The 15,423-nt window shown below is 74.6% G+C and carries 16 protein-coding genes; 7 read left to right on the plus strand and 9 right to left on the minus strand.

All coding sequences use genetic code 11. The annotated features are described in order from the left end of the window. Positions 1–94 precede the first annotated feature (94 nt). Complete coding sequence (locus E2C06_RS31665; RefSeq protein ID WP_133292566.1) at positions 95–1,012, minus strand: alpha/beta fold hydrolase; 918 nt, start codon at positions 1,010–1,012, stop codon at positions 95–97. 106 nt (positions 1,013–1,118) lie between these two features. On the opposite strand from E2C06_RS31665, the gene E2C06_RS31670 reads away from it, so the two are divergent. Then, positions 1,119–2,027, plus strand: a complete 909-nt coding sequence (locus E2C06_RS31670) for a LysR family transcriptional regulator (protein ID WP_206664780.1) — start codon at positions 1,119–1,121, stop codon at positions 2,025–2,027. Between the two features lie 21 nt (positions 2,028–2,048). On the opposite strand, the gene E2C06_RS31675 is transcribed toward E2C06_RS31670, so the two are convergent. Together E2C06_RS31675 and E2C06_RS31680 are read right to left on the minus strand one after the other, a co-directional pair. After that, entirely contained in the window at positions 2,049–2,465 is a 417-nt protein-coding gene (locus tag E2C06_RS31675) for a cupin domain-containing protein (protein WP_133292567.1), read from the minus strand. Between the two features lie 30 nt (positions 2,466–2,495). Continuing rightward, the gene (locus tag E2C06_RS31680) at positions 2,496–3,263 is read right to left on the minus strand and encodes an SDR family oxidoreductase (RefSeq protein ID WP_133292568.1); all 768 of its coding nucleotides are present in this window, start codon (positions 3,261–3,263) and stop codon (positions 2,496–2,498) included. Positions 3,264–3,413: 150 nt separating this feature from the next. Between E2C06_RS31680 and E2C06_RS31685 the strand changes: the two genes are divergently transcribed. Together E2C06_RS31685 and E2C06_RS31690 are read left to right on the plus strand one after the other, a co-directional pair. Continuing rightward, positions 3,414–3,878, plus strand: a complete 465-nt coding sequence (locus E2C06_RS31685) for a carboxymuconolactone decarboxylase family protein (protein WP_133292569.1) — start codon at positions 3,414–3,416, stop codon at positions 3,876–3,878. A gap of 2 nt (positions 3,879–3,880) precedes the next feature. Then, entirely contained in the window at positions 3,881–4,870 is a 990-nt protein-coding gene (locus tag E2C06_RS31690) for a sigma-70 family RNA polymerase sigma factor (protein ID WP_133292570.1), read from the plus strand. Between the two features lie 30 nt (positions 4,871–4,900). Here the strand turns inward: E2C06_RS31690 and E2C06_RS31695 are convergent, their stop codons facing one another. Genes E2C06_RS31695 through E2C06_RS31705 form a run of 3 tightly spaced genes read right to left on the minus strand, consistent with a single transcriptional unit; the run spans position 4,901 to position 7,457 of the window. Next, complete coding sequence (locus tag E2C06_RS31695; protein ID WP_133292571.1) at positions 4,901–6,160, minus strand: DNA polymerase IV; 1,260 nt, start codon at positions 6,158–6,160, stop codon at positions 4,901–4,903. Then, on the minus strand, positions 6,160–6,555 hold the full coding sequence (locus tag E2C06_RS31700) for a hypothetical protein (RefSeq protein WP_133292572.1): 396 nt from the start codon (positions 6,553–6,555) through the stop codon (positions 6,160–6,162). Before E2C06_RS31700 ends, E2C06_RS31695 begins: the two co-directional genes overlap by 1 nt. Next, positions 6,552–7,457: an ROK family protein gene (locus E2C06_RS31705; protein ID WP_133292573.1), complete on the minus strand. Its 906-nt coding sequence runs from the start codon at positions 7,455–7,457 to the stop codon at positions 6,552–6,554. Before E2C06_RS31705 ends, E2C06_RS31700 begins: the two co-directional genes overlap by 4 nt. Positions 7,458–7,546: 89 nt before the next feature. Between E2C06_RS31705 and E2C06_RS31710 the strand changes: the two genes are divergently transcribed. From E2C06_RS31710 to E2C06_RS31720, 3 genes are all read left to right on the plus strand, one after another. Beyond that, positions 7,547–7,783: a sulfurtransferase TusA family protein gene (locus E2C06_RS31710; RefSeq protein ID WP_133292574.1), complete on the plus strand. Its 237-nt coding sequence runs from the start codon at positions 7,547–7,549 to the stop codon at positions 7,781–7,783. After that, positions 7,780–8,709, plus strand: a complete 930-nt coding sequence (locus tag E2C06_RS31715; protein WP_133292575.1) for a histone deacetylase family protein — start codon at positions 7,780–7,782, stop codon at positions 8,707–8,709. The genes E2C06_RS31710 and E2C06_RS31715 overlap by 4 nt, the downstream gene beginning before the upstream one ends. A 185-nt stretch (positions 8,710–8,894) precedes the next feature. Next, positions 8,895–9,770 carry a CHRD domain-containing protein gene (locus tag E2C06_RS31720; RefSeq protein WP_165982789.1) on the plus strand — a complete coding sequence of 292 codons (876 nt, stop codon included), beginning with the start codon at positions 8,895–8,897 and terminating at the stop codon, positions 9,768–9,770. Positions 9,771–9,821: 51 nt separating this feature from the next. Here the strand turns inward: E2C06_RS31720 and E2C06_RS31725 are convergent, their stop codons facing one another. The 3 genes from E2C06_RS31725 to E2C06_RS31735 all read right to left on the minus strand — a co-directional run bounded on the left by E2C06_RS31725 (position 9,822) and on the right by E2C06_RS31735 (position 13,891). Further along, entirely contained in the window at positions 9,822–10,364 is a 543-nt protein-coding gene (locus E2C06_RS31725) for a cytochrome P460 family protein (protein WP_165982790.1), read from the minus strand. Between the two features lie 66 nt (positions 10,365–10,430). Next, on the minus strand, positions 10,431–11,402 hold the full coding sequence (locus tag E2C06_RS31730) for a tripartite tricarboxylate transporter substrate binding protein (RefSeq protein ID WP_133292578.1): 972 nt from the start codon (positions 11,400–11,402) through the stop codon (positions 10,431–10,433). A gap of 50 nt (positions 11,403–11,452) precedes the next feature. After that, complete coding sequence (locus tag E2C06_RS31735) at positions 11,453–13,891, minus strand: bifunctional diguanylate cyclase/phosphodiesterase (RefSeq protein ID WP_133292579.1); 2,439 nt, start codon at positions 13,889–13,891, stop codon at positions 11,453–11,455. A gap of 267 nt (positions 13,892–14,158) precedes the next feature. Here E2C06_RS31735 and E2C06_RS31740 point away from each other — a divergent pair, with 267 nt between their 5' ends. Then, positions 14,159–15,214 (plus strand): SDR family oxidoreductase, encoded by a 1,056-nt coding sequence (locus E2C06_RS31740; RefSeq protein ID WP_133292580.1) that lies wholly within the window; start codon positions 14,159–14,161, stop codon positions 15,212–15,214. Positions 15,215–15,423: the final 209 nt, after the last annotated feature.

Genomic DNA, 15,423 nt, shown 5'->3' on the forward strand with positions numbered 1-15,423 from the left:
GGGTGAGGGGCGGGGGCCGGGCCCTGCCGGCCGCGGGCGGAGCGGCGGCGATGCCGGGCGGCGCCCCGCGCGGCCCTGCCCCGGCCCGCGCCGGTCACGGCGAGGCCGACAGGAAGGCCCGGATCGCCGCGATCGTCGCCGCCGGCTGCTCCTCCATCAGCCAGTGGCCGGAGTCCGGGATCACCACCTCCGTCACCCCGGTGGCGGCGTTGCGCATGGCGGCCGCCTGCGTCGCGCCGAAGGACTTCTCCCCGCCGATGGCCAGCACCGGCATCGCCAGCCTCTCGGCGATGGCGCCGCGGTTCCGCTCGGCATCCTGGCGGAAGGCCTGGAACTGCGCGAAGGCCGCGTGCATGGCGCCGGGCCGCGCATAGAGCGCCGCGTAGTGCTGCCGGGTCGCCTCGTCGAGCCGGCCGGGATCCCCGGCGAAGTCGTTCCAGACGCGGTCGAGGTAGATGCGCTCGCGCCCGGCCACCAGCCGCTCCATGTCCGGCCCGCCGAAGTCGAAGTGCCAGAGCCGCGGGTCGCGGACGATCTCCTCCCAGGGCGGCACGCCCGGCACCGGCGCATCCATCACCACCAGCCGCTCGGTCTCGGCCCGGTAGCGGGCGGCATAGGCGAAGGCCACCATGGTGCCGATGTCGTGGCCGATGACGGTCGCCCGGCCGATGCCGAGCCGCGCCAGCACGGCGCGGATGTCGCCGGCCTGGGTCCACTTGTCGTAGCCGCCCTCCGGCCGCGAGGAGAGCCCCATGCCGCGCAGGTCCGGCACCACCACCCGGTGGTCCCGCGCCAGCTCGGCCGCCAGCGGCGCCCACATGTCGCCGGTATCGCCGAAGCCGTGCAGCAGCACGACGGCCGGGCCCGCCCCGCCGACGCGGACATGCAGCGTCGCGCCGTCCGCCGGGATCTCCCGGGTGGCGAAGCCGGCGGGGAAGGCGGGCGGCTGCGCCAGGCTCGGCGACGCCGCGGCCAGCGCGGCCAGGATGCCGAAGACAAGCCTGTGCCTCATGTCGTTCTCCTGGCCCGGCGCGGGCCTGCATGGGCCGGGCGGCGGCCAGATTGGAGGCTCCGCGCCGTTCGGATTAGCCTGCGGATCGGGGAACAGGTTTCCGGGAATGCCGAACATGATGCGGTTGGAAGGCATCGCCTCCTTTGTCGCGATCGCCGAGGCCGGATCCATCAGCGAGGCGGCACGCCGGCTGCGCCTGTCGAAATCGGTGGTCAGCGAGCGGCTGGCCGAGCTCGAGCGGAGCCTCGGCGCCCCCTTGCTGCACCGGAGCACGCGCAAGCTCGCCCTGACCGAGGACGGCTCCACCTTCCTCGAGCAGGCGGCCCGGATCATGCACGACGTCGATGCCGCGGCCGCCAGCCTGGCGGAGCGGCGCAGCGAATTGCAGGGGCCGCTGCGCATCGCGGCGCCGGTGACATTCGGCCGGATGCATCTCGGCCCCGCCCTCTACCCCTTCCTGGCCCGGCACCAGGCGCTGGAGCTGACGCTCGACCTCGACGACCGGCGCGTCGACGCCTCGGCCGATGGCTACGACGCCGTGGTGCGGCACGGGCCGGTCGCGGACAGCCGCCTGACGGTCTGGCGGCTCGCGCCCAGCCGCCGGGTCCTCGTCGCCTCGCCGGCCTATCTCGGGCGCCACGGCGCCCCGTCCACGGTCGCGGCGCTGAAGGAGCACCGGGGCATCTTCTACACCAACCGCAGCCACGCGGATTGGCGCTTCGTCGGGCCGGGCGCGCCGCGGATCGTGCGCGGCCGGCCGGCCTTGTGCGTCAACAACGGCGACATGATGCGGGATGCCGCCGTCGCCGGGCTCGGCCTCGCCCTGCTGCCGACCTTCATCGCCAGCGCCGCGGTGAGGGCGGGCGAGCTGCGGGTCATCGCGCTCGACGCCGAGGCCGAGGCCGAATTCATCTATGTCGCCCATCCCGAGGGGCGGCGCGCCTCGGCGAAGCTGCGCGCCCTGGTCGCGGCCATGCGGGCCGCCTTCGGCGAACCGCCCTACTGGGACCTGTAGCAGGCCAGCGCCGCGCCGCGCTCAGCGCCGGTCGGGGATGGTCAGCACCTCCTGCGCCGTGTCGACCACGAAGACCGCCAGCAGCCGGGCGGGCGCGGTGCCGCTGGCATTCTCGCTGACGGCGTGGTGGTCGCCGGGCATCTCGGTGAAGCCCTCGCCCGCCCGGTAGACCCGGGCCGGCCCGTCGTTCACCTGGCTGCGGATCGCGCCGTCCAGCACCGTCGCGGCGATGAAGGCGGAGCTCGCATGGGTATGCGGGGGCGAGCCGGCGCCCGGCCCGTATTCCACCAGCACGCCCTTCAGGCTCTTGCCCGGCAGGGCCGGCAGGGCATGCGCCCAGAGCTGGCTGACCCGGGCCTCGCCGGGCGGCAGGCCCTCCGCCGCCGCGGCGGCGGTCCAGGCGAGGCCGAGGGCGAGGGCGGCAAGGAGTTTGCGCATCGGGGGGGATCCTTCTGGAGAAGCGGCGGGTCAGCGCTGCGGCGCCGGGGCGGGGGCCGTGGCGCGGAGCCAGTCGGCGATGCGGGTCGGGCCGAGCCGCGCGTCCTCCCCCGCGGTGAGCGAGCGGTCGTCGATGGCCGCGCCGAAATAGCGCGCGGCGGGATCCGCCGCGACGCGGCGCGCATCGCCTCTGGCCGCGAGGTAGCGGCCGGCGAGCGCGGCCATGCCAATGCGCTCGGGGCCGGCGATCTCGATCATGCGGTTGACCGGCGGCTGCAGCGCCGCCTCGGCCACCAGGGCCGCGACATCCGCGGCGGCGATCGGCTGGAAGAGCGCCGCGGGCAGGCGGATGCCGCCCGGCCCGGCGCCGCCCTCGATGATGCCGTCGAGGAATTCGAGGAATTGCGTCGCGCGGAGGATGGTCCAGGGGAGGGGCCCGGCCGCGATCAGCCGCTCCTGCGCCAGCTTGGCGCGGAAATAGCCGTTCTCCTGCAGCCGGTCGGTGCCGACGACCGAGAGCGCGAGATGGTGGCCGATGCCCGCCGCCGCGCCGGCCGCCAGCAGGTTGCGGGTCGAGGCCTGGAAGAACTCCATCGCCGCCCGGTCCTCGAAGGAGGGCGCGTTGGACAGGTCGACGACCACCCGGGCACCGGCCAGCGCCGCCGGAAGGCCGGCGCCCGTCACGCTGTCGACGCCGCCCGAGGGCGAGGCCGCCAGGACCTCCTGCCCCTGCCGGCGCAGCCGGTCCACCACCTGCGCGCCGATGCGGCCGGTGCCGCCGATGACCACGATCCTCACGCCCTGCGCCTCCATGCGTCCCGTTCAGCCCCAGGACGAGGCGGGGCAGGGCGGTGTGACAGCCGCCGGCGGATTCTTTTTCGCGGGGGGCGGTCACATCCGGCGCCGCCGCCTCGTCCTTGGGGCACGTCACCCCTGGAGGAGCCCGCCATGACCCCCCGCCTCGACTACTTCGCCGCCGCTCCGAAGCTCCTGCAGCCCATGCTCGCGCTGGAGCGGGCGGTGGCGTCCAGCGGGCTGGAGCCCGGCCTGATCCACCTGGTGAAGACCCGGGCGTCGCAGATCAACGGCTGCGCCTTCTGCATCGAGATGCACACCCGCGACGCGCTGAAGGCGGGCGAGACCGCGGCGCGGCTCTTCCTGCTGGATGCCTGGGCGGAGGCGCCGCACTATACCCCGCGGGAACGCGCCGCCCTGGCCTGGACCGAGGCGCTGACGCTGGTCGCCGCGACGCATGCGCCGGACGACGTCTATGCCGGACTGCTGCCGCACTTCTCGGAGGAGGAGATCGTCAAGCTGTCGCTGCTGATCGCCACCATCAACGCCTGGAACCGCCTGGCGATCGGCTTCCGCGCCGTGCCCGGCCAGGCGCCCGCAAGCGCGGCGGCGGCCTGAGCATGCCGGGCGCGCCCGATCCCGTCGCGGCCTTCGCGCCGCTGCGCGCCGAGCTGATCGGGCTCGCCTACCGCATGACCGGGTCCTGGGCGACCGCCGAGGACATCGCCCAGGAGGTCTTCCTGCGCTGGCACGGCACCGACCGCGCGCAGGTGGAGGTGCCCCGCGCCTGGCTGCTGAAGGCCACCGCCCGGCTCAGCCTCGACCACCTGAAATCCGCCCGGCACCGGCGCGAGGCCTATGTCGGCCCCTGGCTGCCGGAGCCGGTGCTGGACGATGCCGAGGCGCCGCAGCAGGCGGCGCGCGAGCACGCCGACGACCTTTCGGTCGCCTTCCTGCTCACCCTGCAGCGGCTCTCGCCCGCCGAGCGCGCGGTCTTCATCCTGCACGACCTGTTCGAGACGCCCTTCGCCGAGCTTGCCGGGCTGCTCGGCCGCGCCGAGCCGGCGGTGCGCAAGCTGGCCAGCCGCGCCCGCGCCCGGCTGCAGGAGGAAGGCCGGAACCAGCCGGTGGGCGATGCCGAGGCGCGGCGGATCGCCGGCGCCTTCCTGGCGGCCTCGCGCAACGGCGACGAGGCGGCGCTGCGCGACCTGCTGGCGCAGGACGTGGTGCTGCACAGCGACGGCGGCGGCATCCGCCAGGCGGCGCTGAACCCGATCCACGGCGCCGACAAGGTCGGCCGGCTCTATGCCAGCCTCGCCCGCAAGCGCGGCCTGCCGCCCTCGCCGGTGCTGCATCTCGGCCGGATCAACCGGCTGCCGGGCTATGTGACGCTGGAGCCGGACGGCCTGCCGCAAACCGTTGCGCTGGAGATCCGCGACGGCCGGATCGCCACGATCTACGTCGTGCGCAACCCCGAGAAGCTGGCGGCGGTGCAAGCGCGGCTCGGGAAAGATCGGGGAGGGAAGGGTGTTCCCGCCCCAGGCCCCGCCCTTCCTTTCCGGGGGCCGGCAGCCGCCGCGCGGCGGCTGCCGGCCCCCGGAAACAGATGAGGGGTCCGGGGAGAATACCTTCTCCCCGGCCTAGCTTCCCTTCAACCCCCGCCCCAGCCCCACCGCCGCCTCCCCGAACCGCGCCCGCAGCGCCTCCACCGCCTGCCAGCGCGCCGCCCGCTTCGGCGCGCCCGGATCCGCCAGGTCGCCGCGGTCCGCCGCCGCCGCCGGGGCCAGCGGCTGGGCGCCGATGCCGATCAGCCGGAAGGCGGTGCCGTCCGCCTCCCGCGCCAGCAGCGGCCGCACCGCGTCGAAGATCACCTCCGGCAGCAGGGTCGGGCCGGGCAGGCGCGTGGTGCGGGTGCGCTGGGCGAAGCCGGCGGTCTTCAGCTTCAGCACGACGCCGGCCGCCGCCAGCTGCTGCTCCCGCAGCCGCCGGCCGAGCTTCTCGCAGAGCCGCCAGAGCGGCCGCTCCAGCTCGGCCAGCCCGGCGATGTCGGCATCGAAGGTGGTCTCGGCGCTGATGCTCTTCGTCTCCCGTTCGGGCGAGACGCGGCGGCCGTCCTCGCCGCGCGCCCGCGCCGCGAGGCCCGGCCCCTCCTCGCCGAAGCGCCGCGCCGCCTCCCGCGCGTCGAGCGCGGCGAGCTGGCCGAGCCGGGTGAAGCCCGCCGCCTCCAGCCGCCGGGCCAGCGCCGGGCCGACGCCGGGCAGCACCGTGACCGGCTGCGGCGCCAGCCAGGCCGCGGCCTCCGCCGCGCCGACCACGGCGAAGCCGCGCGGCTTGTCGCGCTCGGCCGCCAGCTTGCCGAGCAGCCGGTTGGGGGCGAGGCCGATCGAGACGGTGACGCCGACCTTCCGCTCCACCTCGCGGGCGAAGCGCGCCAGCACGGCCGCCGGCGCGGCGCGGTGCAGCGCCTCGGTCCCCGCCAGGTCCAGCACCGCCTCGTCGATCGAGAGCGGCTGCACCAAGGGCGTCAGCGCCTCCATCAGCGCGCGGATCTGCCGCGCCGCGGCGACGTATTTCGCCATCTCCGGCTTGATGACGACCGCATCGGGGCAAAGCCGCAGCGCCTTGAACATCGGCATCGCGCTGCGCACGCCGGTGGTGCGGGCGATGTAGCAGCAGGCCGAGACCACGCCGCGATGGCCGCCGCCGACGATCACCGGGCGGGACAGCAGCTCGGGCCGGTCGCGCTTCTCGACGCTGGCATAGAAGGCGTCGCAATCGACATGCGCGACGGTCAGCGCCAGCAGCTCGGCATGCCGCACCAGGCGGCGGGAGCCGCAATGCGGGCAGGCCGGCCTGTCCTCCGGCAGGGCCTGGAAGCAGTCGCGGCAGAGCGCGGGCATCAGCCCTCCCGCCGCACCCTGAAAGGCTGCGCCGCCAGCCAGCCGAGCAGGGCGAGGCCGATCGCCTCCTCCACCCCGCCGCGCGGCGGGCGCCGCGCCGCGAGGCCCGAGGATTCGAACCACATGCCGAGGGCGATCTCGCAGAGCAGCACCAGCACCACCGCGGCCAGCGCCATGCCCGCGCGCGCTTCCCGCCGCGCGGTCAGCGGCAGGAAGCGCACGGCGTAGCGGGCGGCGAGCCAGAGCAGCACGGCCATCACCCCGGCCTCCAGGAGGGCGGCGGCGACGCTGCCGATGCTCGGCGCCAGCGCCAGGTCGCGGATCACCCCCAGCACCGCGCCGGCGAGGAAGGCGAGCACCCCGTAGAGCAGGCCGGGCCGGATGCCGGCGATCATGCCGGTTCGTCCCAGAGCCGCGCGGCGCCGAGCACGCCGGAGCTGTCGCCGTGCCGCGCGCGCAGCAAGGGCGTCGTCACCGTGTCGCTGAAGACGTGCCCGGCCATGCGGGCCGGGACCTGCGCGTACAGGTGTTCCATGTTCGACAATCCCCCCGCCAGGACGATGCAGTCCGGGTCGAGGATATTGACCACATGCGCCAGGGCGCGCGCCAGCCGCCCGGCATGGCGATCGAGCGCCGCGGCGGCGCCGGCATCCCCAACCGCGGCCCGGGCCGGCAGGGCGCTGGCGTCGCGCGCGCCGGGCCCGTCCGCATCCGCCGCGAGCGCCGGGCCGCAGAGGAAGGCCTCGATGCAGCCGCGCCGGCCGCACCAGCAGAGCGGGCCGGGATATTCCTCCGGCGTCATCCAGGGCAGCGGGTTGTGGCCCCATTCGCCGGCGACGCGGTTGCGACCCTCATGGATCCGACCGGCGGCGACGATCCCGGCGCCGACCCCGGTGCCGAGGATGACCGCGCAGACCACCGCCCCTGGGCCGAACCCGGCCCCGGCGCCGTCCGCCGCCTCGCTCATGGCCAGGCAATTGGCGTCGTTCGAGAGCCGCACCGGCCGCCCCAGCCGCGCCGCCAGGTCGGCATCCAGCCGGCCGCCGTTCAGCCAGGTGGAATTCGCGCCCCGCACCAGCCCGGTCGCCGGCGAGAGGCTGCCGGGGATGCCGATGCCGACGGTCGCCGGCCCGCCCAGCTCGGCCTCGGCGGCGTCCACCAGCCCGCCGACCAGGCCGATCACCCCGGCATAGTCCGGCGGGGTCGGCGCCCGCCGGCGCAGCCGGACCGCGCCGGCGGAATCGAGCGCCGCGATCTCGGTCTTGGTCCCGCCCAGGTCGATGCCGATTCGCCACATGGGCCGAAGGTGCGGGGGCGGCGGCGCCATCGCAAGGCTTCGGTGCGGCAAGCCTTGCGGTCGCGCGGCGCGGGTGCTGGACTCCCGCCATGTCGGAAACGCTGCTCGACCTGCAGGGGCTTTCCTGCCCGCTCCCGGTGCTCAAGGCCAACAAGGCGATGCGCGGTCTGCCGCCCGGGGCGCGGCTGACCGTGCTCGCCACCGACCCGGCCGCGACCAGGGATTTCCCGGCCTACTGCCAGGAGACCGGGCACGAGCTCGTCTCCGCCACCGAGGCCGGGGGCGTCTTCCGCTTCGAGCTGCGCAAAAGGGCCGAGCCCGCATGAGCACCCTGCTGCTGACCCACCGCGCCTGCCTGCTGCACGAGCCGGGCGAGGAGCACCCGGAATGCCCGGACCGGCTGCGCGCGGTGCTGAAGGCGCTGGACCAGGAGGATTTCGCCGGGCTGATCCGCGACGAGGCGCCGCAGGCGACCCTGGAGCAGCTCTGCCGCGTGCATCCGCGGAACTACGTCGAGGCCATCCTCGGCATCCGCCCGGCGGCCGGAGAGACGGTGCCGCTCGACGGCGACACCATCATGAGCCAGGGCAGCGCCGAGGCCGCGCTGCGCGCCGCGGGCGCCGCGGTGGCGGCGACCGACGCGGTGATGCGGGGCGAGATGCGCCGCGCCTTCTGCGCCACCCGCCCGCCCGGCCACCATGCCGAGCCCTCGCGGCCCATGGGCTTCTGCCTCTTCGCCAATGCGGTGGTGGCGGCGCGGCACGCCATCGCGGCGCATGGCGCGGCGCGGGTTGCGATCATCGATTTCGACGTCCACCACGGCAATGGCAGCCAGGCCTGCGTCGAGCGCGACCCGGCGATCCTCTATGCCTCGTCCCACCAATGGCCCTGCTATCCCGGCACCGGCGAGGCGCGGGAGAAGGGCGTCGGCAACATCTTCAACGCCCCGCTCAGCCCGGGCGCCGACGGCGCCGCCTTCCGCGCGGCCTGGTCGGGCACGCTGCTGCCGGCGGTGGATGCCTTCGCGCCCGACCTGCTGGTGATCTCGGCCGGGTTCGACGCGCATGCGCGCGACCCGCTGGCGCAGCTGCGGGTCAGGGAGGCGGACTTCGCCTGGCTGACCGCCGAGCTCTGCGGCATCGCCGAGCGGCATGGACGCGGCCGCGTGGTGTCGCTGCTGGAGGGCGGCTACGACCTGGAAGCCCTGGCGCACAGCACCGCGGCGCATGTCCGGGTGCTGATGCGGGCCTGAGCCCGGCTCGACGGCCCTTCCCATCGCCAAAGGGTGACAGCGCCGCAACCGGTGCGCCAGCGTTCCCTTGCGCGGTACGGCGCGGCGCATCCCTCCGGCCAGCCGCCCGTGCCGTATCGGCATGGGTCGCCGCCGGCGCGACGGCAGGCTCGTGCAGCCCGGCCGGAGCCATGCGGAGACTGGCCATGACCAGGATCTTCACCGTGAACCTCACGGGAAGCCAGGAGGTACCGTCCAACGCCTCGGCCGCAGGCGGCGGCGGCTTGGTGATCTGGGATGAAGGGGCCGGCCGGGCCACCTACCAGTTCGCCATCCGCGGCCTCGACTTCGGGCCCGCGACCGGAACCGGCGCGCGGACGCCGGCCACCGCCGACGACGTCACCAGCATGCATTTCCACAGCCAGTTCCGCGGCGTCAACGGCGGCGTGGTCTTCGGCCAGATCAACCCGGCGCAGGATGGCGACGACCTGCGGGTCACCCAGAATGCCGACGGGTCCTGGACGGTGACCGGGGCCTGGGAGCGGACCGATCCCGCGACCATCCCGGTCACCGATTTCGCCGCGGTGCTGAACCTGACCCCGCACGACCTGGACGCGCCGCTGTACTTCAACGTCCACTCCACCGCCTTCCCGGCCGGCCAGATCCGCGGCCAGCTGGTTTCTGGCGGCACGGTCGGCGGATCCGCCGCCACCGGCTTCGACGCCGACTTCTACAAGGAAACCTATCCGGACGTGGCGGCGCTGGCGGCCTTGGGCATCAACCCGCGGCTGCATTTCGACACCTACGGTTGGAAGGAGGGGCGCGACCCGAATGCGCTCTTCGACACCTCGGGCTATCTCCACACCTACCAAGATGTCGCGGCGACGGGGGTGAACCCGCTCGAGCACTACATGACCCATGGCTGGAAGGAAGGTCGCGACCCTTCGCCCTTCTTCGACAGCTCCTCCTACCTGGCGGCCTACCAGGATGTCGCCGCCGCCGGGGTGAACCCGCTGGGTCACTTCCTGTCCTTCGGCATCCAGGAAGGCCGCAACGGCTTCGCCGACGGCGTCTGGGGATAGCGGCCTGCCCGGCTGCCGCAGGGCGCGGCGGCCGGGCCTCGCGCGGCGGCGCTACTTCCGCGCCTGGACATAGTCCCAGAAGTTGAAGGCGAAGTCCTGGTTCGGCCGGGTCTGCAGGTGGCAGGTGAAACAGGCCTCGACGCTGGCATCGTTGCGCTTCCCGTCGCCGAGGAAGCGGGCGTATTCCCAGTTGCCGTTGCGCTTCTCCGCCGGATAGCCCTCGCCCCAGCCCGCGCGCTTCTCCTGCACGCCGATCGCCGCCCAGCCCGGCTCCGGGATCAGCCGGCCCTGCTGGTCGAGCAGCGGCGTGCCGTCGGCGCCGAGCCGCGCCTTGTTGTCCGCCAGGATGATCAGCGTGCCCTCCGGCAGCGGCAGGCCCGGCTTCGCCGCGGCGAAGGCTTCCGGGTTGACGTAGAAATTGCGGACGATCTTGCGCGTCGGGTTGTCCAGCGTGGCGTAGCGGATGAATGTCGTCTCCCAGCCTGCCGGCAGCTCGATGTTCTGCGGCCCGGGCCGGTAGGCCTGCTGGGCGAGGGCGGCGCCGGCCAGCCAGGCGGGCAGGGCGGCGAACAGGGCGATTCGGCGCAGGCGCATGGACGGCATCCTCCCGGGTCTTTCCGGCAGTGGAGACGCCGTTCCACCGGCGATGCAAGCCTGCCGTCAATCCCTTTCGCGCCAGGGCTGCTCCCGCCAGAGCCTTTCGTACTGCGCCCGCATGCCGGCGATGCCGGCGGCGAAGGCCGCGCTGTCCTGGTAGCCGAGCGGCATGGCCTGCTTCTCCGCCAGCGCCCGGAAGCCCGGGTCGCGCGCCGCCTCGCCGACCAGGTCGGACAGCCGGCGGAGGATCGCCGGCGGCGTGCCGGCGGGTGCGGCGAAGCCGCGCAGCGAACTCAGCACCACGTCGAAGCCCTGCTCGCGCAGCGTCGGCACCTCGGGCGTGCCGGGCCAGCGCTCCGCCGCCATCTGGCCGAGCGGCCGCAGCGTCCCCGCCGCCATCTCCTGCGTCGCATCCGTCATGCTGAGCCCGCCGACCTGCAGCTCGCCCTGCAGCAGCGCCGCGCGCATCGGCGCGGTGCTGCCATAGGCGACCGCGGTGAGGGAGATGCCGGCCTGGCGTTCCAGCGCCAGCATGCCGAGATGCGCATAGGTGCCGACGCCGGTGGTGCCGAAGCTGACCGCGCCGGGATCGCGCCGCGCCGCCGCGACCAGGTCCGCCATGCTGCGGAAGCGGCTGTCGGCGCGGACGAAGACGCCGCCCACGTCGTCCACCAGGTTGGCGATCAGCGCGAGCTGGTCGACCGTGTAGCCGGCGCGCCGCTCGATCGGGATGGTGACCAGGTTGGGCAGGGTGACGACGCCGATGGTATGGCCGTCCGGCGCCGCCTGGGCGGTGGCGGCGAAGCCGATCGCGCCGCCCGCGCCCGGCCGGTTCACCACCACGACGGGCTGGCCGAGCCGCGCCTCCAGCCAGCGGCCCATGCTGCGCCCGGCGATGTCGGCGCCGCCGCCCGGGCTGAAGGGGACGATCAGGGTGATCGGCCGGTCCGGCCAGGCCGCCCGCGCCGGCCCGGCGAGCAGGCCCTGCGCCGGCACGGCAACCAGGCACAGCAGCAGCGCGAGGATCCTCCGCATCCATGTCGTCTCCCTTGGCGCGGGGAGCGTAACAGGCGGCGCCGCCCCGGCTAGCCCACCGCCAGCGGCGCCGCCGCCTCGCCGGGGGCGAACCAGGTCGCGGCGATCTCCGCCGCCGGCGCCGGCCGGCCGAAGAGCCAGCCCTGCACCAGCATCTCGCCATGCCCGTCCAGCACCCGCTCCAGCGCGCCGGCCTGCTCCACGGTCTCCACCCCCTCGGCCGTCACCGCGATGCCGAGGCTGCTGCAGAGCGCCAGGATCGCCCGGACGATGGCATCGCTCGCCTCCCGCTGGCCGAGATCCTCGATGAAGGAACGGTCGATCTTCAGCCGGTCGAAGGGGAAGCGGCGGAGGTAGCCGAGCGAGGAATAGCCGGTGCCGAAATCGTCCATGGCGATGCCGACGCCGAGCTCCTGCAGCCCGCGCAGGATGCCGAGCGTCGTCTCGGTCTCCTGCAGCATCGCGGTCTCGGTGATCTCGAGCTCCAGCCGCTCCGGCGGCAGGCCGGCCATGCCCAGCGCCTCCGCCACCATGGGCACCAGCCCGCCGCCGGCGAATTGCGCCGGCGACAGGTTGACCGCCAGCGTCATCGTCTCGGGCCAGCCCGCCGCCTCGGCGCAGGCGCGGCGCAGCACCCAGGCGCCGAGCGGCAGGATCAGCCCGGTCTCCTCCGCCAGCGGGATGAAGTCGGCCGGGGCGATCAGCCCGCGCTCCGGGTGGCGCCAGCGCACCAGCGCCTCGAAGCCGCGCAGCGCGCGGCTCCGCAGGTCGAGGGTCGGCTGGTAGAAGACCTCGAATTCCGTGCGCGGCGGGTTGCTGTCGCCGAAGCCCGGCGCGCAATGCTCGAGCGCCCGCCGCAGGTCGAGCTCGAGCCCCCGCCGCGCCTGCATCCGCGCATCCACCGCCGGCTCGAAGAACCGCCAGCCCGGCTGCGCGCCGCCCTTGGCGCGGTGCAGCGCGAAGCCGGCATGGCGCAGCAGCGTGTCCGGCGCGTCGCCATCCGCCGGGGCCACGGCGATGCCGATGCAGGCCGCGACCACCACCGCCCGGCCCGGCAGGTCGAGCGGCTGGGCCAGGGCGTCCAGCACCTGCCGCGCCAGCACGGTGGCGTCCTGCGGCTGCGGCGCGCCGGCGCGCAGGATGCCGAAGCGGTCGCCGCCGATCCGGGCGACGGTGTCGGTCGGCTGCACGCAGCGCAGCAGCCGCAGCGCCACCGCCTGCAGCACCGCATCGCCGCCGGCCTGGCCGAGCGCATCGGTCAGCGGGCCGAAGCGGCGCAGGTCGATGCAGAGCATCGCCACCGCGCCGCCCTGCTGCCGGGCATGCGCCAGCGCCTGGCCCAGCCTTTCGGCCAGCAGGCTGCGATTGGCCAGGCCGGTCAGCGCGTCGTGGTGCGCCAGGTGCTCGATCCGCGCCTCGGCCTGCAGCCTTTCGCGGAGGTCGCGCAGCGTCAGCACCAGGCGCGGCCCCGCCTCGGTTTCCAGCAGCCCGGCGCGCAGCTCGACCGGCAGCGGGCCGGCGGCGGTGGCCAGCAGCGCGGTGACGGTGCGCTGCCGCGCCTCGGCCACCAGAGCTTCCACGGTCGCGGCGCCGGGCGTCGCGTTCCGCACCAGCAGGGCGCCGAGCGGCAGGCCGGTCGCCGCCTGGCCCAGCATCTCGGCCAGGCGGCGGTTGCTGTCGGCGATGCGGAGATCGGCGGCAAGGATGGCGATGCCCTCGAAGCTGGCCTCGGCCAGGTCGCGCAGCCTGGCCGCGGCCTGCTGGCTGGCGGCGGCGCGCAGCCGCGCCCGGACCGCCACCACGGCGGCGCCGGCCAGCAGCGCGGCGGCGGTGCTGCCGCCGACCACCACCGCCAGCCAGTTGCGGTCCAGCACCGCGCCGGGCAGCGCGACGCCGCCGTCCGGCAGCAGCGTGACGGCGGCCATGCCGGTGCCGTGCTGGGCCAGCACGGCGCCGGCGAGCAGGGCGGCCGCGACGGCCCGCGCCGGGCGTCCGGGGCGCGCCGCCACGAGCAGGGCCGCGCCGCCCAGCGCCATCCCGGCGAGCAGCGAGGCGGCGACCAGCGGCGGATCGAATTCGAGGCGGCCGGGCAGCCGCAGCGCCGCCATGCCGAGATAGTGCATGCCGCCGGCGCCGAGCCCGATGACGACGCCGCCGAACCAGGCGCCGCGGCCCAGCCGCAGGCCGAGGCCGAGTCCCGCCGCCAGCACCATCACGGCCAGCGAGGCGAGGGTGGGCCAGGGCGCGAAGGCCAGCGGCAGGCCGGGATCATAGGCCAGCATGCCGACGAAATGCGTCGCCCAGGCGCCCTCGCCGAAGGCCGCGCCGGCCAGGCCGAGCCAGAACAGCCGCGGGCCGCGCCGCGTCGCCCCGGCCGCGCGCGCCAGCAGGGCGAAGGCCGCCAGGCTGGCGAGCAGGCAAAGGCCGGCCGCGAGCGCCAGCAGCCCCAGGTCGTGCCTCTCGCCGAGGCAGCCGATCACGCGGAGCATCCAAGGTCCTTCCGACGAGCGGCTTCGGGCTGACCCTACTATTAGTTGAAGATTACCAGGGAGAGTACCGGCAATGTCACGAAGTAAACAAATTTCCCCGGCCCGTGGCGCGGCCGCGAGGCAGAGGCCAAGCAGGAATACCCCGGTGCCACCTGACCGGATCGATCGCGTGGGTGCCTTCCGGCGAGACCGCAGGAACCAGGGCGCGCCCCCTCAATTGACGTCCCGGCGCCCGCGCCGCCAGGATCGGGGCGGGGGAGACGGATCATGGCCAATACGCGCAGCCTGCTGATCGTCGGCGCCAGCGGCGCCGCGGCGACGCGGGTGACGGAACGGGCGCTGGCCGATCCGGGCTTGGCCGTGACGGGCCTGTCGCGCCGCGTGCCGGAGGGCGCCGGCGCCTGGATCGCCGCCGACCTGACCGATGCCGCGGGGCTGCGGCGCGCCCTGGCGACGCGGCCGGACATCAGCCACATCGTCTATGCCTCCCGCGCGCCCTTCGGCGAGGGCGGGGTCGAGGACGTGCCGGGCAACCTGGCGATGCTGCGCAACCTGCTGGACGCGGCGGAGGCCAGCCTGCCGCGCTTCGCCCATATCCACATGGTGCATGGCGGCAAGTGGTACGGCGTGCATATCGGCCCGCTGCGGACCCCGGCGCGGGAGGACGACCCGCGCCACCTGCCGCCGAATTTCTACTACGACCAGCAGGACCTGGTCGCCGCGCGGCAGCACGGGAAAGGCTGGTCCTGGAGCGCGAGCCGCCCCGGCTTCGTGCTGGACGTGGCGCCCGGCCGCGCCCGCAACATGGTCTCGACCCTCGGCGCCTATGCGGCGATCTGCCGCGAACTCCGCGTTTCCTTCGACTTCCCCGGCAAGCCCGGCACCTGGGACGCGCTGCACGACGTGACCGATGCCTCGCTGCTGGCCGAGGGCGTGCTGTGGATGCTGGCGGAGCCGCGCGCCGCCAACCGCGCCTTCAACGTCACCAATGGCGACTGCTTCCGCTGGCGCGACCTCTGGCCCTGGCTGGCGGCCCGGTTCGGCGTGGCGTGCGGCGTGCCGCGGCCGATGCCGATGGCGCGCTGGATGGCCGACAAGGAACCGGTCTGGGAGGCGATCCGCGCCCGCCATGGGCTCGCCTTGCCGATCGGGCAGGTGGCGAATTGGGACTTCGCCGACTTCTTCCTCGGCATGGACTACGACATCATCCTTTCGACGACGGCGGCCCGCGGCGCGGGCTTCACCGGCTTCGTCGATACATGGGCGATGTTCGCCGCGCAGATCGAGGGCTACCGCGCCGCGCGGGTGCTACCGCCGGGCTGAGCATTTTCCGCTCACATGCGTTCACGGCCAATGCTCTGGGTCATTGTGCTCAGAGCATCCTCACCCGATCAGGTGATCCCACCTGATCGGGATCTGCTCTAGTGTCCTGATTCCGTAATTCCTCCGATCTGCTGTGTTTGGAGGCAGAAGCGCTGGATGGCGGCGAGGATGTCATCTGCGGACTTGGTCCAGCGGAAAGGCTTTGGGTT

Source organism: Dankookia rubra (genome assembly GCF_004355005.1).
Classification (GTDB): domain Bacteria; phylum Pseudomonadota; class Alphaproteobacteria; order Acetobacterales; family Acetobacteraceae; genus Paracraurococcus; species Paracraurococcus ruber_A.

Bases quoted from the DNA above. Each gene is read 5' to 3' on its own strand.
- E2C06_RS31665 (WP_133292566.1), bottom strand. From the start codon at position 1,012: ATGAGGCACAGGCTTGTCTTCGGCATCCTGGCCGCGCTGGCCGCGGCG.
- E2C06_RS31670 (WP_206664780.1), top strand. From the start codon at position 1,119: ATGCCGAACATGATGCGGTTGGAAGGCATCGCCTCCTTTGTCGCGATC.
- E2C06_RS31675 (WP_133292567.1), bottom strand. From the start codon at position 2,465: ATGCGCAAACTCCTTGCCGCCCTCGCCCTCGGCCTCGCCTGGACCGCC.
- E2C06_RS31685 (WP_133292569.1), top strand. From the start codon at position 3,414: ATGACCCCCCGCCTCGACTACTTCGCCGCCGCTCCGAAGCTCCTGCAG.
- E2C06_RS31690 (WP_133292570.1), top strand. From the start codon at position 3,881: ATGCCGGGCGCGCCCGATCCCGTCGCGGCCTTCGCGCCGCTGCGCGCC.
- E2C06_RS31695 (WP_133292571.1), bottom strand. From the start codon at position 6,160: ATGCCCGCGCTCTGCCGCGACTGCTTCCAGGCCCTGCCGGAGGACAGG.
- E2C06_RS31700 (WP_133292572.1), bottom strand. From the start codon at position 6,555: ATGATCGCCGGCATCCGGCCCGGCCTGCTCTACGGGGTGCTCGCCTTC.
- E2C06_RS31705 (WP_133292573.1), bottom strand. From the start codon at position 7,457: ATGTGGCGAATCGGCATCGACCTGGGCGGGACCAAGACCGAGATCGCG.
- E2C06_RS31710 (WP_133292574.1), top strand. From the start codon at position 7,547: ATGTCGGAAACGCTGCTCGACCTGCAGGGGCTTTCCTGCCCGCTCCCG.
- E2C06_RS31715 (WP_133292575.1), top strand. From the start codon at position 7,780: ATGAGCACCCTGCTGCTGACCCACCGCGCCTGCCTGCTGCACGAGCCG.
- E2C06_RS31720 (WP_165982789.1), top strand. From the start codon at position 8,895: ATGACCAGGATCTTCACCGTGAACCTCACGGGAAGCCAGGAGGTACCG.
- E2C06_RS31725 (WP_165982790.1), bottom strand. From the start codon at position 10,364: ATGCGCCTGCGCCGAATCGCCCTGTTCGCCGCCCTGCCCGCCTGGCTG.
- E2C06_RS31730 (WP_133292578.1), bottom strand. From the start codon at position 11,402: ATGCGGAGGATCCTCGCGCTGCTGCTGTGCCTGGTTGCCGTGCCGGCG.
- E2C06_RS31735 (WP_133292579.1), bottom strand. From the start codon at position 13,891: ATGCTCCGCGTGATCGGCTGCCTCGGCGAGAGGCACGACCTGGGGCTG.
- E2C06_RS31740 (WP_133292580.1), top strand. From the start codon at position 14,159: ATGGCCAATACGCGCAGCCTGCTGATCGTCGGCGCCAGCGGCGCCGCG.